Source organism: Burkholderia sp. BE17 (assembly GCF_009362305.1).
In the GTDB taxonomy this organism is placed as follows: domain Bacteria; phylum Pseudomonadota; class Gammaproteobacteria; order Burkholderiales; family Burkholderiaceae; genus Burkholderia; species Burkholderia pyrrocinia_C.
The window spans coordinates 21,960-36,896 of record NZ_WHNU01000046.1 but is presented as its reverse complement, the minus strand read 5'-3'; the positions used below and the strand labels follow the sequence as shown (position 1 = coordinate 36,896).

Annotated in this window: 14 protein-coding genes, 1 tRNA gene and 1 pseudogene; 5 read left to right on the top strand and 11 right to left on the bottom strand. The window is 64.9% G+C overall.

Translation table 11 applies throughout. The features are described 5' to 3' along the window. Positions 1-76 precede the first annotated feature (76 nt). The 6 genes from nusA to GD429_RS32255 all read right to left on the bottom strand — a co-directional run bounded on the left by nusA (position 77) and on the right by GD429_RS32255 (position 7,773). Positions 77-1,552, bottom strand: coding sequence for a transcription termination factor NusA (gene nusA, locus GD429_RS32280; RefSeq protein ID WP_048020756.1), 1,476 nt, complete (start codon positions 1,550-1,552; stop codon positions 77-79). Further along, the gene (gene rimP, locus GD429_RS32275; RefSeq protein ID WP_174421580.1) at positions 1,552-2,010 is read right to left on the bottom strand and encodes a ribosome maturation factor RimP; all 459 of its coding nucleotides are present in this window, start codon (positions 2,008-2,010) and stop codon (positions 1,552-1,554) included. The genes nusA and rimP overlap by 1 nt, the downstream gene beginning before the upstream one ends. 455 nt (positions 2,011-2,465) lie before the next feature. Further along, entirely contained in the window at positions 2,466-4,211 is a 1,746-nt protein-coding gene (rluB, locus tag GD429_RS32270; RefSeq protein WP_152863212.1) for a 23S rRNA pseudouridine(2605) synthase RluB, read from the bottom strand. Positions 4,212-4,271: 60 nt separating this feature from the next. Further along, complete coding sequence (gene scpB, locus GD429_RS32265; protein WP_152863210.1) at positions 4,272-5,321, bottom strand: SMC-Scp complex subunit ScpB; 1,050 nt, start codon at positions 5,319-5,321, stop codon at positions 4,272-4,274. Between the two features lie 272 nt (positions 5,322-5,593). Next, on the bottom strand, positions 5,594-6,796 hold the full coding sequence (locus GD429_RS32260; protein ID WP_152863208.1) for a pyridoxal phosphate-dependent aminotransferase: 1,203 nt from the start codon (positions 6,794-6,796) through the stop codon (positions 5,594-5,596). Positions 6,797-6,870: 74 nt separating this feature from the next. After that, on the bottom strand, positions 6,871-7,773 hold the full coding sequence (locus tag GD429_RS32255) for a LysR family transcriptional regulator (RefSeq protein WP_152863206.1): 903 nt from the start codon (positions 7,771-7,773) through the stop codon (positions 6,871-6,873). A 431-nt stretch (positions 7,774-8,204) separates the two neighbouring features. Between GD429_RS32255 and GD429_RS32250 the strand changes: the two are divergent. Then, positions 8,205-8,600 (top strand): annotated as a pseudogene (locus GD429_RS32250) (transposase); the annotation flags it as partial. Between the two features lie 201 nt (positions 8,601-8,801). After that, entirely contained in the window at positions 8,802-9,053 is a 252-nt protein-coding gene (locus tag GD429_RS41370) for a hypothetical protein (RefSeq protein ID WP_152863204.1), read from the top strand. A gap of 195 nt (positions 9,054-9,248) precedes the next feature. On the opposite strand, the gene GD429_RS32240 is transcribed toward GD429_RS41370, so the two are convergent. Continuing rightward, on the bottom strand, positions 9,249-9,566 hold the full coding sequence (locus tag GD429_RS32240) for a hypothetical protein (protein WP_006495354.1): 318 nt from the start codon (positions 9,564-9,566) through the stop codon (positions 9,249-9,251). Positions 9,567-9,723: 157 nt separating this feature from the next. Here GD429_RS32240 and GD429_RS32235 point away from each other — a divergent pair, with 157 nt between their 5' ends. The 3 genes from GD429_RS32235 to GD429_RS32225 all read left to right on the top strand — a co-directional run bounded on the left by GD429_RS32235 (position 9,724) and on the right by GD429_RS32225 (position 11,341). Continuing rightward, the gene (locus tag GD429_RS32235) at positions 9,724-10,440 is read left to right on the top strand and encodes a YdcF family protein (RefSeq protein ID WP_152863263.1); all 717 of its coding nucleotides are present in this window, start codon (positions 9,724-9,726) and stop codon (positions 10,438-10,440) included. Between the two features lie 221 nt (positions 10,441-10,661). Then, complete coding sequence (locus GD429_RS32230; protein WP_096470773.1) at positions 10,662-10,946, top strand: hypothetical protein; 285 nt, start codon at positions 10,662-10,664, stop codon at positions 10,944-10,946. A 137-nt stretch (positions 10,947-11,083) separates the two neighbouring features. Then, positions 11,084-11,341 carry a hypothetical protein gene (locus GD429_RS32225; protein WP_034184019.1) on the top strand — a complete coding sequence of 86 codons (258 nt, stop codon included), beginning with the start codon at positions 11,084-11,086 and terminating at the stop codon, positions 11,339-11,341. A 41-nt stretch (positions 11,342-11,382) separates the two neighbouring features. On the opposite strand, the gene GD429_RS32220 is transcribed toward GD429_RS32225, so the two are convergent. The 4 genes from GD429_RS32220 to GD429_RS32205 all read right to left on the bottom strand — a co-directional run bounded on the left by GD429_RS32220 (position 11,383) and on the right by GD429_RS32205 (position 14,509). After that, entirely contained in the window at positions 11,383-11,673 is a 291-nt protein-coding gene (locus GD429_RS32220; protein ID WP_152863202.1) for a putative quinol monooxygenase, read from the bottom strand. A 536-nt stretch (positions 11,674-12,209) separates the two neighbouring features. Then, positions 12,210-13,418 (bottom strand): outer membrane protein assembly factor BamC, encoded by a 1,209-nt coding sequence (bamC, locus tag GD429_RS32215; protein WP_152863200.1) that lies wholly within the window; start codon positions 13,416-13,418, stop codon positions 12,210-12,212. 140 nt (positions 13,419-13,558) lie between these two features. Continuing rightward, positions 13,559-13,635: transfer RNA gene (locus tag GD429_RS32210), tRNA-Pro, on the bottom strand. A gap of 160 nt (positions 13,636-13,795) precedes the next feature. Next, complete coding sequence (locus GD429_RS32205) at positions 13,796-14,509, bottom strand: class I SAM-dependent methyltransferase (RefSeq protein ID WP_152863198.1); 714 nt, start codon at positions 14,507-14,509, stop codon at positions 13,796-13,798. Positions 14,510-14,937 lie beyond the last annotated feature (428 nt).

Sequence of the window (14,937 nt, the reverse complement as noted above, 5' to 3'; positions counted from 1 at the left end):
CAAGGACCGATTCCTTGCTGTTAGCATCGGGTCAGGCCATACGGCCGCCATCAAATCAGTGCGCCATGGTCATTTCTCACTGGAACCAGTGTTCACGTGCTTTCATGATCAACGCCTTAGCGGCATCCTCTTCCATTCCGGTCAGGTCGACCAGTTCATCTACTGCAAGCTCGGCGAGATCGTCTCGCGTCTGCACACCGTGTTCGGCCAGCTTCGCGAGCAGCTCCGGCGTGATGCCGTCGAGGCTCTTCAGATCCAGCGCTGCGTTCTCGACCTTTTCTTCGTTCGCGATAGCCATCGTCAACAGCGCGTCGCGTGCGCGGTTGCGCAGTTCGTGCACGGTGTCCTCGTCGAACGCCTCGATTTCGAGCATTTCGTTGAGCGGCACGTAAGCGATCTCTTCGAGGCTCGTGAAGCCTTCGTCGATCAGGATGTCGGCAACTTCTTCGTCGACATCGAGACGCGCCATGAACAGCGCACGCAGCCGGTCGCGCTCTTCACCCTGCTTCAGGGCGGATTCGTCCGGCGTCATGATGTTGATCTGCCAGCCGGTCAATTCGCCGGCGAGGCGAACGTTCTGACCGCTGCGGCCGATCGCGACAGCCAGCTCGTTCTCGTCGACGACGACGTCCATCGAGTGCTTTTCTTCATCGACGACGATCGATTGGACAGCTGCCGGCGCGAGCGCGCCGATCACGAACTGGGCGGGATCCTCCGACCATAGCACGATGTCGATGTTTTCGCCACCGAGCTCGTTGCGCACGGCCTGCACGCGCGAGCCGCGAATGCCGACGCAGGTACCGATCGGATCGATCCGCTTGTCGTACGCGATGACGCCGATCTTCGCGCGCACGCCCGGGTCGCGGGCCGCCGCCTTGATCTCGAGCAGGCCCTGCTCGATTTCCGGCACTTCCATCTCGAACAGCTTCATCAGGAACTCGGGCGCCGTGCGCGACAGTTCGATCTGCGGGCCGCGCGCGGTGCGGTCGACCTTCGCGATATACGCACGCACGCGGTCGCCCACGCGCAGGTTTTCCTTCGGGATCAGCTGGTCGCGGCGCAGCAGCGCCTCGACACGGCCCGATTCGACGATGAAGTTGCCCTTGTCGAGGCGCTTCACCGTACCCGTCATGATCTTTTCGCCGCGCTCGAGATAGTCGTTCAGGATCTGCTCGCGCTCTGCGTCGCGCACCTTCTGCAGGATCACCTGCTTCGCGGCCTGCGCGCCGATGCGGCCGAACTCAATCGACGGCACGGGTTCCTCGACATATTCGCCGACTTCGACGTCGGGCTTCTGCTCACGCGCTTCGAACAGCAGGATCTCGCGATCCGGCTCCTGCAAGCCTGCCTCGTCGGGCACGACGAGCCAGCGACGGAAGGTTTCGTGCTCGCCGCTTTCGCGATCGATATGGACGCGGATTTCGGCGCCTTCGTCGAACAGCTTCTTGGAAGCGGACGCGAGCGCAGCCTCGAGGGCGCCCAGCACCACATCCTTGTCGACGTTTTTCTCGCGCGCCAGCGCATCCACCAGCATCAACACTTCGCGACTCATTATTTGCGGCTCCTAAAGTCAACTTGCGGAATCAGGCGGGCTTTGTCGATATCGGCCAGCGTGAAATCCAGCATGGCCGCCTCGCCCTTCTTCCTCTCAAATTCCAAACCGATCGTTTCGCCATTCGGCGCGTGCAGAATGCCCCGGTACGTCTTGCGCCCGTCCAGCGGCTTTTTCAAGGTCACGGAAACTTCGCTGCCTGCGAAGCGCTCGAAGTCGGCCAGCTTCTTCAACGGGCGGTCGAGCCCCGGGGACGAGACTTCGAGCCGTTCGTAATCGATGTTTTCGACCGTCAAGACGTGCTGGAGCTGACGCGTGACCTTTTCGCAATCTTCGAGCGAGATGCCGGCAAGCTGATCTATATAGATGCAAAGCATGCCGCGCCCGGTGCGCTCGAGATCCACCAGCTCGTAGCCGAGCCCGGTGACCGTGGTTTCTATCAGTTCCGTCAGTTGCACAGTGTCCTCTCAGGTGTTCGCGCCCGCCGCTCGCGATTCACCCGCGGGCGCGCGCCTTAGCCGGCGCAGGAAGCGCTACCCGAGATGCCTAACCGTTTCAGCAAAAAAAAATGGGCGGAACGCCCATCTTCTTACTGGTGGTCGCACCTGAGCCGCACATTGAATCCGTACGCCCAGCGACTCCGCGATTATAGCGATTTTTGGCGCAAACGCCAAGCCAGCCGGTGAAAGCAGCGTTTCGACTGCATTTACGGGCCGAAAATGCGAAATCGGGCTGCCCGATCAACCGGCGCAATGCTGCCGCACCGGACATCGGTCATGCCGACTGCCATTCAGCGGCACGCGGCATATATACAGTCGAAATCAAAAAATACAACGCATCGTGCCGACACAACCGGACGGATGCCGATCCTGCCGGCACGCCGGCGGCTTTGCGCCGCTGCATGCCGATACGCTTAGCGGCTGCGCGTGCGGCTGCGCTGCGGACGCTGCCCGCCGCGCGGGCCGCCGCTGTTGCCGGCGCCTTCGGGACGATTGCCGCCCTTGCCGCCGCCTCGCTTGCCGCCCGCGCCCTCGCGCTTGGGACCTGCGCCGTACGACGCGCGGTTGCCGTCGACATCACGGCCGCCGCCCGAGCGGTTGCCGTCGCGGCCACCGCCCGAACGGTTGCCATCGCGACCGCCGCCAGCACGGTTGCCGTAGCCCGACGGCGCGACCGGCAGGCTGCCGTAGCCGCTCAGGCCCGGCAGACCCGGCCCGCCGCGACGGCCACCGCCACGGCGCGGCTGGTCGAGCTGCCCGTGCGTCGTCAGCACCGGCTCGCGACTGATGAAACCCATCGACGTCTGCATCGGATCGGGCTGGCGGCGCTCTGCCTGGCCGGCACCGCCGCGCTTGCCCTTCTCCTCGGACGGCGCCTTCAGACCGACGGTCGCCATCAGCTTGCGCACCTGCGCGTCGTCGAGCTCCTCCCAGCGGCCGCGCTTCAGACCGCGCGGCAGCGGAATCGGGCCGTGACGCGTACGGATCAGGCGGCTAACCATCAGGCCGGCCGCCTCGAACATCCGGCGCACTTCGCGGTTGCGGCCTTCGGCCAGTGCGACGTGATACCAGTGGTTCGTGCCTTCGCCGCCGCCATCGCGGATGCGCAGGAAATTGGCGGGGCCGTCGTCCAGCTCGACGCCGTGCAGCAGCTTCTGCCGGTTGCCTTCGGTGAGCTCGCCGACCACCCGCACCGCGTACTCGCGCTCGACGCTGTAGCGCGGATGCATGAAGCGGTTCGCGAGGTCGCCCGACGTCGTCAGCATCAGCAGGCCTTCGGTATTGAAGTCGAGGCGGCCCACCGCAAGCCATTTCGCCGTCTTCATCGGCGGCAAGCGGTCGAACACCGACGGACGGCCTTCCGGATCCGCGTGGCTGACGATTTCGCCGGTCGGCTTGTGGTACAGCAGCACGCGCGGCGGCTTGTTCGGCAGCTTGCGCTTGACCGGCTTGCCGTTGATCCGCACCTGGTCGGTCGGCATGATGCGCTGACCGATGTGCGCGGGCTCGCCGTTCACCGACACGCGTCCGGCGACGATCAGCTCTTCCATTTCGCGGCGCGAGCCCATGCCCGCTTCCGCCAGCACCTTGTGCAGCTTCGGCGCGTCGTCGTCCGGCGACAGCACGCGCTTGTTCGCCGGCTGGCTGCGGCCGCGGCGCAGCATCGGCGCACGCACGCCGCTACCGCCCGCGGAGTTGTCCGCGTCGAATGCGGGCGACGTCACGTATGCGAACAGTTCGTCCTGGGGGGACGCATCGCCTTCCGCCTTCGCCGCACCACCCTCAGTCTTCGGCGCGCTGCCACGGCGGCCTTGGCCGCCCTGCACACCCTGACCGCCCTTGGCCGCGCCTTCGCGCTTGCCGGCCGGCTTGCGGCTGCCCTTGGCGGCACCTTCCTTGCGCGGCGCGCGCGCGGGCTGCGCTTCGGCAGCCTCGGCCGGTTGCGCATCCGCGTCTTCACCGCCCTGCGATTCGCCTTCGGCGCCCTTCGACTTGGCTGCTGCGCGACGCCGCGCGATCAGGCTGCGCGGGCCTCGCCGCAGACCGCGGCGGGGACGCTCGTCGCCACCCGCGGCCGAAGCGTCCTGCTCCGGTGCATCGTCGGCACGCGCTGCCTGCACGGCAGGCGCGGACGATTCAATATCGTGGATATCTGTCAAAACAACCTCAAAATGTCAGGTCTCGCGCCCGGCGCGGGCGCGGCAAGAAGTTGGCCGCGTTCAGGCGCGACGCTGTTCGGGTTCTGCTTCGTCGTCCGGCAGCGCGTCGGCGCCGATGGGCGCACTGGCGCTTCGTACGGCATCGGCGAGACTGCCGGACGTGTCGTCCAGCATCTCGCCGTCCGCGGGACGGGAACGGGAGGCGTCGGCATGACCAGCCTCGCCGGGCATGTCGCCGGCCGCTTCCGCTCCGTCTCCGGCAGCCGCTTCGGCAGCCGGCTTGCGATCTTCCTCGCTCCAATCCGCACGCAGCGGCTCGGGCTGCACACCGGTCGGCACTGCTTCGGTGCCAACCCGATCCGTTTGTTCCGTTTGCCCGCGATCAGTATCGAGCGTATCGCGGTTCGGCATTTCCTGCGTCGACGCGACATCGGTCGCGGCATCGCCCGGCAATTCGGCCAATTGGCCAGCGGACGCCTCATCCGCCTGCGGCACGCCGTCCGCTGCGTCACCGGCTTGCGGCGCTCCGTCGGCAACCGTTACGTCGCCGTCGAAGTCCATTGCCTGCTGCGCAAGCAGCGCTGCCTCGATGTTCGCGGCCGGCTCTTCGAGCGCCGGCAGGTCGTCGAGCGCCTTCAGGCCGAGATCGTCGAGGAACTGCTTGGTCGTCGCATACAGCGCCGGACGCCCCGGCACGTCACGATGACCGATCACCTCGATCCAGCCGCGATCCTCGAGCTGCTTGACCACCTGCGTATTGACCGTGACGCCGCGAATCTCTTCGATATCGCCGCGCGTGACGGGCTGCCGGTACGCGATGATCGCGAGCGTTTCGAGCACCGCGCGCGAATATTTCGGCGGCTTCTCGGGATGCAGGCGGTCCAGATAGTGACGCATCGCCGGCTTGCTCTGGAAGCGCCATCCGGTCGCCAGCGCCACCAGTTCGACGCCTCGGCCGGACCAATCCTGTTTCAGATCTTCGAGCAACGTGCGGACCGTGTCAGCCGACACGCCGTCGGCAAAGAGCTTGCGCAAATCGCCGAGCTTCAGCGGTTCCTGCGCACAGATCAAAGCAGTCTCGAGGACGATCTTCGCCTCTTGGGTATTCATGCAGCTAGGCCAGACCCTGTGGTCAAACGAACCGGATCAACAAACAGACGAAAGGAACGGAAGACGCGCTCGCCCGATTCTGATCGGTCATATTGATGGGAGCACGAACCGGGGGCGGCGAACCAACTTCAGGCCAGGCCCAAACCGGACGGAACAGCACGGCTCAACGACGGAACCGCGTGACTGAGCGCCATATTACGCAAAATTGCCCTGTGCGTAAAGATGAGCGGATTGGCCCGCCGCCGGTGCGCCGCGTCCGCTCCGGCCCTGCTTCAACGGGCAGCCGCGCCGCGCGCGAGAAAGCGGCGTAGCCGCTCGACTCCCGCGTCAAGTCGTGCCGGATCGCATGCGTAGCACCAGCGCACGAACCCTTCCCCCTCCGGGCCGAATGCCCGCCCGGGCGCGAGGCCGAGCCCCGCATCGCGCACCAGCGTCTTGCAGAACGCGAGACTGTCGGCCGCGCCCGGCAGGCGCAGGAACAGGTACATCGCGCCCGGCGGAGGCGGCACATCGACGCCCGGAAGCGTCCGCAGCACGGCGACCAGGTGATCGCGCGCTTCGCGCAGCGCCGCGACGAACGACCGCACGAACGGCTCGCCGTCGCGCAGCGCGACCTCGCCCGCGGCCTGCACGAAACCCGGCGCACACGACGTGTTGTATTCGACGAGCTTCGACAGATCGCCCATCACCGATGCCGGTGCAATGAGCCATCCCAGCCGCCAGCCCGTCATCGCCCATGCCTTCGAGAACGAATTCACGACAATGACCCGCTCGTCGCGCGATGCGATATCGAGGAACGACGGCGCGCCGCCGTCGCCGAACGCGAGCCGTTCGTACACCTCGTCGGCGACCAGCCAGATGCCGTGACGGCGACAATGGGCAAGCACGACCTGCTGATCGTCGCGCGACATCGTCCAGCCGGTCGGATTGTTCGGCGAGTTGACCAGCAGCATCCGCGTATCGGGCGTCAGCGCGGCGAGCAGCCGCTCGACATCGAGCTGCCAGCCCGCGTCGCCATAGCCGAGCGGCACGCATTCGACCTGCGCGCCGAGGATCTTCGGAATCTCGACGAGATTCGGCCAGAGCGGCGTGACCGCGACGACACGCTCGCCCGGGCCGACCAGCAACTGTGCGGCCAGCATCAGCGCGTTCACGCCCGAACTCGTCACGGCGACCGTGTCGGCCGCCGTCGCACCATGCCGCGCGCTCACGTAGGCCGCAATCGCGTTGCGCAGCGGCGCAGTGCCGAGGTTGTGCGTGTAGAAGGTCGCGCCATCGCGCAGCGCCGCCGCTGCGGCGTCGCGGATGAAATCCGGCGTCACGCGGTCGGACTCGCCGAACCAGAACGGCAGCATGTCCGGCACGCCGAAGCCGGCGTTCGCCACCTCCCGGATCAGCGACGGACGCAGTGCGTGCACCGCGCCGCGCGCCGCCGGCCCATCGGCTGGCGGGAAGAAATCTGCGGAATGCGTCATCGAGAATCACCGTCGAGGAACACGATCCGCGTAGTGTACCGGCCCGCAAGCCGGCCGCCCCGCGTCCGCGCACGTCAGTCGAGATCCTCCGCCCTCGCCGGCATCTGCCGCACGAGCTCCCAGATCGCCTGCGCCGCGGGCGACAACGACCTGTCGCGGCGACGCACCAGTTCGACAGTGCGCTCGGTGCGCGGCGTGAGCGGCCGCGCGACGAGTGTCGAGCCGGCCGGCAGCGGCAGAGACAGCCACGGCTGCACGCTCACGCCGACGCCGGCCTCGACGAGCCCGAACACGGTCGCCGAATGCCCGAGTTCCTGCATGACCGTCGCATTGACGCGATGGGCGGCCAGCGCGGCATCGATCAGCGGCCGGCTTCCCGACGCGTGATCGAGGAGCACCAGGCGCTCGCCGTCCAGCGCCGTCCACGGCACCTCGGAACGTGCCGCGAGCGGATGGTCGGCACGTGCGACGAGGCAGAACGAATCGGTCATCAGCGGTTCGCAGACGAGATCGGCGACCGTAAGCGGCCCGATCACGACGCCGAAATCGACTTCGCTCGACTTCACCTTGCGCAGCACGTCACTCTGCACGTCGTCTCGCAGGCCAAGCGTCACGAACGGAAACTGGCGCTCGCACGATGCAACCACGCGCGGCATCAACCTGCAGGCGATCGTCGGGCTCGCCGCGACGATCACGCGCCCGCGGCGCTGCTCCCCGATCTCGCGAATCTCGCGCAGCGTGTCGTCGAGATCGTCGATCAGACGCGACACGCTCGCGATCAGGTTCGCGCCGACGTCGGTCAGTTGCACGTCGCGCGTCGTGCGGTCGATCAGCTTCAGCCCGAGCTCGGCCTCGAGTTCACGCACGCAGCGGCTGACCGCGGACTGCGTGAGCCCGATCTCGTCGCCCGCCCGACTGAAGCTCTTGAGCCGCGCTACCTCGATGAATACGCGAAGCTGGCGCAGCGTGACGTTCATCTCCTGACCTCATCAATCGTCGATATCAATGCACGATTTTAATGCGCGAATTCGGCTTCGATGTGCGAATCCGGCACCGGCCGCACATGTTTCGCTGCGGTGCAATACACACGCGAACGCACGCAGCACGGGCGAACTGCACAAGATTGGTGATTGTCCCGATTTGCTGGCGGGTTATTTTGGCGTCTTATACGCCCCTAGCTGACTTAGCCGTTAGCTCGCTGCCAAGCGGCTCTCGAGGGATTCGCCTCCGACGTGGCACGCTTCGTGCATTACCTGGCGCACAGGGCGTAGGTTTCGTCGGATGGAAAGGCAGAAACGCCGCTGCCGGCCAACCGGACGCCCCCACCCGGCACTCGACGATCGAGTGCTTGAAGAGTGCGCGGCGCAGGGCAGCGCACCGGAGTTAGCTTCGCTGAGGTGAGGACATGATGCTGTTCGACGATTTGAGAGATAACGAGTGGGCGCTGGTCGAGGGTCTGTTTTGCTCGGAACCTGCACGGAGTGAGCGGCGTGGCCGCCCGCGAGTGGAAGCACGCTCGGTGGTGAACGCCGTGTTGTGGGTGCTGTCGACGGGTGAAGGCTGGTCGAAGCTGCCGGGCCGCTATCCGTCGCCGCCGACCTGCCGCCGTCGCTTCGACGAATGGCAGGCGGACGGCACGCTCGCCGAAATCGTGAAGCGACTCGGCACGAGCGGCCGGCAGATCTCGCTGCGCGGACGCATCGGCGCGAGCGCCGCGAAGCCACCTGCACCGCCGAGCCGCGACCGGCTGCGCGGCGCCTTCTGGACCAATCCGGAATCCTGGCGCGCGCCCGTCAAGATGGCGTAACGAATACTCGATCGGGCGGCTTCGGCCGCCCGGTTTCTTTCCGCGACGCGACCTTTTCGCGACGCCGTTGTTGCCGTCGATTACCGTTGTCGTGCCGCGATACATCTATTTACCAATATTTACAGCAAGCCTGCACTCCCGCGCTTACCTTAGCGATATATCAACAGGCCGCATCGACGGCTTGAAGGGAGCCCCGCCATGAAATCAATGTCACTGCTCGTCGCATGCGGCATTGTCATTTCCCTGGCGCTGACCGCTCCAGCTCATGCCGACGATCGCGCGAAACCGCCCCATCGCCAGCAGGATCACCGCAATACCCTCCGCCAGCCGCCGTCCTCCGCCCAGCCCAGCCGGCAGACCGTGCCGCGCGGCGACTTGCGCGGCGACATCGCCAGCAATGCACGCGCACGCATCGGCTCGCAGCCGTCGGACTTGCCGCGTCATCCATAGTCCTGCGAATTTCAGGATTCAGTCAAAGAAAATGCCCGCTTTCGGGAACTGCGCCGCATGCGACGAGTCACATCGTTGCCATGAGCACAGCGTGGCAACAGCAAAAGTATCCGGTACGCCCGTATCCTCGCGATACGGGCTTTTTTTTGACATCGCCGGCGCGCGCGGCGACACCCGAGGCGGGATGGTCCGCTGCTACAGTCGGCTTTCGAGAATCGCCACGGCGCTCGCTTCGCTCAATGCGTAGTCGTCCATGCGGCGATCGGTCCAGGAAAGTAATTTCTCGTCGCGCTCAAGGCGCGAAAATTCGGCTCGACCGCTGTCGGTCAGTACGGCGATGTCCACCGGTGCGTGAAAACCCGGCGCGGGGGCAACGGTCTTCTGCCTGACCGTGTCCATCAGCCCGAGCGATCGGAGATACTCGAACACGCCCGGGCGGCGTGCCCACGGTACCTGGCGGTACTGCACTCGTCTCAATGCGTCGAGCACCGCTTCGTTGGAATACGTGGCCATCTCGATTCTTTCTTAAAGTGCAGCGACAATGCGAAGCGGTGCGCCGGGCAGGGTCTCCGCCCGCCGATACCGCCACCGATTCTGGAGGCCGACGTTCGGCGTCGCGTCAGGGCCGGATCGTCAGCCGTCCATAAAAAGACACCATACCCCAATCAAATTGATTCTGTTCGATTCATTTGTACTTCTCTTCATCTGTTTCATGCTCTGCCGCAAACGGCGACGACTCATCTCGATCGCCGCCGTTGCGCTGTTCTGGCTGCTCGCCACGGGCTGGCTCGCCGCACCGCTGATCGCGTGGACCGAGGCGGGCGTCGAGCCGGTCGAGCACCCCGACATGCACGGGCGAACCACGCTGATTCTCATCGGCGCCGGCACGCATCGCACCGACTCCGGGTTACGGCCGCCGCCCGATGGCGTCGCACGCATCCACAAGGTGGCGGCGCTTTATCGCGCGTGCCGGCAACAGGCCAACCACTGCACCGTGGTGATGTCGGGCGGCGACCCGCAGGGTCACGGCGAAACCGAGGCGGCCGTATATGGACGCCAGCTTGTCGCGGAAGGCGTCGCTCCCGCCGACCTCGTTCTCGAGCCGAACAGCCGTACAACCTACGAAAACGCGAAATTCACTGCGTCTATACTACGCCCACAGTATGACGACGCGCGCATTCTCGTCACCTCGTCGTATCAGATGCGCCGCGCACTGCTCGATTTCCGCCGTTTCGGCATCGATCCGCAACCCGTGTATGCGAATCGCCGGCGCGCGCAAACGGGCTGGCTGCCGCGCTGGCGCAATGTGGCCAACGCCGAACAGGCACTGCACGAACTGGTCGGCATCGCACAGTTCCACGTCTACCGATGGCTCGGGTGGTTCTGACGACCGCGCGAAAACGGGAGCAGAAATGGCAGTGCCGCCCAGGATGGCAGGCGCGTGACGAAGTGCGCGAAGTGTTGCGCGACTTCAACGCGGCCTTGCGTCGCGCCAAGATCCGGTGCACATTGATCCGTCACTTTTGTTACACTCGACACGCACTCGATTTCGGTCGCCAGACAAAACGGCAAGATTCGGGTTCATCACCACTTAGCGGAGGTAAAGCAATGAAGAAGACGTCCCTGGCTATCCTGGTAGCGATGTCGGCGCTGACTGGCGCAGCGTATGCGCAAGAGAGCACGGAAATCAAGACCATTACCGATCCGGCAAAGATCTCCGAGATCGAGCAGCGCGCACAGGCGCTGCAGCAGCAGCAAGCGGCCGAAGCCGCTCAGCCGGCGATGCAGGAAGAGCATCACCACGGCAAGAAGGCTGCTCACCACAAGGCTGCTGCGAAGAAGGCCGGCAAGAAGGCTGCCAAGGCCGCTCCGGCAGACGCTGCCAGCCAGTAAGTTCGGCGGCACCGCACAAGCGAAAAAGCCGAATCCGGGCAACCGGGTTCGGCTTTTTTGGTTGCGGCGCCCGCGCGCTGTGCTAAAGTCGCGCACCGAAATTTTCCACCCGTGCGCACCCCGGTGCGGAGGACAGCATGAGCAACATTCAACTCGACATCGAGTGGACCGAAGCCGCCACTCGCCAGATCAAGCAACTGATGCCCCGCGGCTCGGCCGACGCATTCCTCGCGCTGCCGCCGATCGAATGCCTGCCGATGGAGGGCGACGTGCTTTTCCTCGGCCCGCAAGGCAAGCAGCAACCGTTCATCGTCGCCGAGCGCCAGTATCATCACGACGGCGACGCCGACTGGACGATCATCCTGATCCTCGACGTACCCGGCACGTCGCACTGACGCGCTACTGCGACCGGACGCGTCCGGTCGCCCTACCGGGCTCAGACGAGCTTCGACAGTACGCGGATTTCGGAACTTTCGATCCAGTCCGCGGCCGCTTCGCGATAAGCGAGAATGTGCGCGGAACGCGCATGGGCGGCCAGCGCCTCCTCGCTCCTCCAGCGCTCGACGAATACAAACCGCGCGGGCTCCTTCAGGTCCCGGTGCAGGTCGTACTGCAATGCACCGGCTTCGTTGCGGGTCGGCTCGACGATCCCTTCGAGCACGGTGCGCAGCTTGTCCTCGGCGCCCGGCTTCGCCACGATCAGCGCCACGACTGCAATTTCGGCCATTCCCGACTCCTTCATCCAGAAAAGTCCGAGAATACGCGAATCACGCATCGCGCATCGCGCATCGCCGATGCGACACCGAACGACGGCCCCAAAAAAATAGCCCGCGCTTCAGAGAAGCGCGGGCGAAACCGTCGCCCTACGAGGATAGGCGACGGGGCCATCGAGATCCGCACGTTGGCGCGGATCGTCATCAGTTGCGTCGGCGCTTGCCGCGCCGACATTTGAAGGCGTCGATACCGTTGATCCGGCGCTCGCGGCACACACCCGGCATCTGACGCCATCCTCCCGGCTCTAACGATTCCAACATATAGAGCAGGTTGCGTGCCAGGTTCCCAATTCCGATCATTTCATTGATTTATAAGGACAATTTTTTTGTCGGTGACAATGTGACACCATGTTCTGCCGCCGTAACGTACGGATGTTACGTAACGTCACGAGGAGGGACCGAACCTCTCGCACATGCGTACTCCGGCGAGCGGCCATGAAAAAAGCCCGCCGAATGGCGGGCTTTTCACCGATGCGGAGAAACGTCGGGATCAGCGGAGCTGATTCACGAGCAGCCCCATGATCTGGCGCGCCGGCGACGACGTGTCAATCGCACCCGAATCGTCGATGACCGCGACACGCGTCTGGTCGTCCGTAAGCGCCTTCACGTTGACGCGGTACTGCTTCGCCTGCTTTTCCTTCTTGCCGTGGAACAGCTGGCTCCAGAAGCCCTGCTCGGCCGAGCTCAGATCCTTCGGGTCGACATAGCGCACGAAATACAGGCCCTTCGTGCGATCGCGATCGTCGACCGTGAAGTTCGCACGATCGAGCGCGAGACCGACGTGCAGCCACGACCGGTCGTACGGCTCGCCAAGCGTAACTTCGGACGGCACGGCCGCGTCGGCCACATCGTTGCCTTGCGCCGACGTGCGCGAAACGTTTTGCGCGGCGATCGCGGCGGCAGCCTTCGACGATGCATCGGCGTCGGACTTCTTGTCCTTCGGCACTGCGTTGTCCTTGATGTTCGCGATCGGCGGTTCGCCGTTCTTCGCGCGCTGCTCGTTCTGCGCGAGCACGGCCATCAGCCGCTTCAGGTATTCGGCCTCGAGCGCCGGATCGTTAGGCTTCGGTTCCCACTTGCTCGAATCGTTGTTCGCGCCGGTGATCGCCTCGCGCATCCCCTTCTGGCTGATGAACACGTAGGTGCCGCCGTTCGGTGCCGAATCGAGACGCGTGCGGTACTTGTTACGCTCGGCCGTCACGTACGAGTTGCCCATCGCCTTCGAGATCACGCTGCGGATCAGGCCGTCGTTGATCTGCGGATGGGTTTCGTTCCAGTCGGTCTCCATCACCCCCTTGTCGCGCTGGTCGACAACGAGCAGGAAGCCCTGCTCCTGCCAGAAACGACGCACCTGCGGCCAGATGGCGGCCGGCTGCTTGCCGTCGATCACGAGCCAGCTCTCGGTGCCGTCGCGCTGGATATGCATGCCGGCCACGGCCGGCGCGACGGTGTCCAGCGCAGGCGCCGCCTGCTGGACCTGCTGAAGCGCAGACAGGGAAGTCGCGCCGCCCTGGGGCGGCAGCGAACGCTGATCGGCCGTCTCGTCGAGCATGTTGGGCGGCACTGCGAGCGACGCTTCCTTCGATTTCGAATCGCTCTTGTAGTCCACTTTCGTGGGCGACGACGTACCGCAACCGGCGACGAGCGCGCCAGTGGCGAGCACTGCAGCGAACCGCATGGTAAGACGAAGATCAGTCATGTTCGGGGAATCCTCTTCCGCTAAATCACGGCGCTTTCCGTGGATCAACCTTGCATTTTACCGGGGCCGCGCCGCGATGTGCAAAAAAGCGAGCGGCAAGAAAAAACCCGCGTCAGCTTGAACTGACGCGGGTTCTTGTCTGGTCGGGGCGAGAGGATTTGAACCTCCGACCACCTGCACCCCATGCAGGTACGCTACCAGGCTGCGCTACGCCCCGAAAGAAGAAAAGTATAACAGACACTCTTCCGATTTAGAATCGGGTCGCATGCATTTTGTGAATGTTCTTGTGAAATTTTTTGGCGTGACGGCACCGATACGGGTAGCGACGCACATGCCGGCGCAATCCGCGCCCCGACCACGCGGCGTCCGCATCGCCTTCACCGCTTGCGCGCAACGCAGATGACCGTCAGGCCGGCAACGCGGTTGAACCGGAACATCGGCAACTCGACGCGACAGATCATCTTGAGCAAGCCGTTGACGAGCGGATGGTGCCGGCGCAATTGCGACGCGGGCTCGCGCGGATGCCGACGCGCCCGCTCGCCCAGCCGCAACGCTGCCGCGAGCGGAAACGTGAGGCCGAAGTAATAGGCGCCGCGCTCGACGTCGAGCCCGGCGCGGCGAACCACATCCTCGAGACCGCCGAGCGTATACCTGCGCTTGTGCTCGAGAAAATCGTCATGGCCGCTCCAGAGGAACTGGAACGCGGGAACCGTGATCAGGAACCGGCTGCCCGATGGCGCTCCGTTCACATACTGCGCCAGCAGCCCGACGTCGTCGTCGACATGCTCGAGCACGTCCATCAGCAGAACGAGATCGGTATCGAGTCGCTCGACGGCCCGCCGAAAGTGGATGGGCTTGCCGGCCGTCTCCTCGTCCGCATCGGCGGCGTAGCTCGTATCGACACACCACGCCTCCGTCGCCTGCGTGCGTTCGAGCAAGTACTTCGAGAAGAAGCCGGAGCCTGCACCGACGTCGAGTATCCGGTTCGCGCCCGACCCGCCCAGGAACCGACGGATCGCGCTCGCCTTCGACGCGTAGTACCAGTGATCGCCCGCACTCGCCCCCAATACGTCGACTTCCTTCAGATCCATGACGCTTCCCCGTGATGGCCAAGTGTTTTGATCCGTACAGCCATAAAGCTGATCTTACCTCGCCGTTGCCGCCGATCGTACCTGTCGACGCTGCACGGCCCGGCAACCCGCATTCGTCCCTAATCGAAAAAGACGATGGATGTTGGGACGCGGATCGCTACCGTGCGGTTAGCCGGCGCGAGAGTGACGCGCACGGCGAACTGTCCGACTGCATGCCGATCGGCGCGGATCGCGGGCTTGCTTCGCCAGCCTCGGCCGTCGCTTCGCGAATCCGGTGAGAACCCACGCCGGCCAAGGCTGGCGACGGATTTGCCCATGCACCGGAAAACACGTTGGCCGACGGCTCGCACAAACCAAACGACCGTTTGATCCGGCCGCCCCGCCACCCCGAATCCATTGTCCCGCAGCCCGCCGGCTTGCCGCGCCCG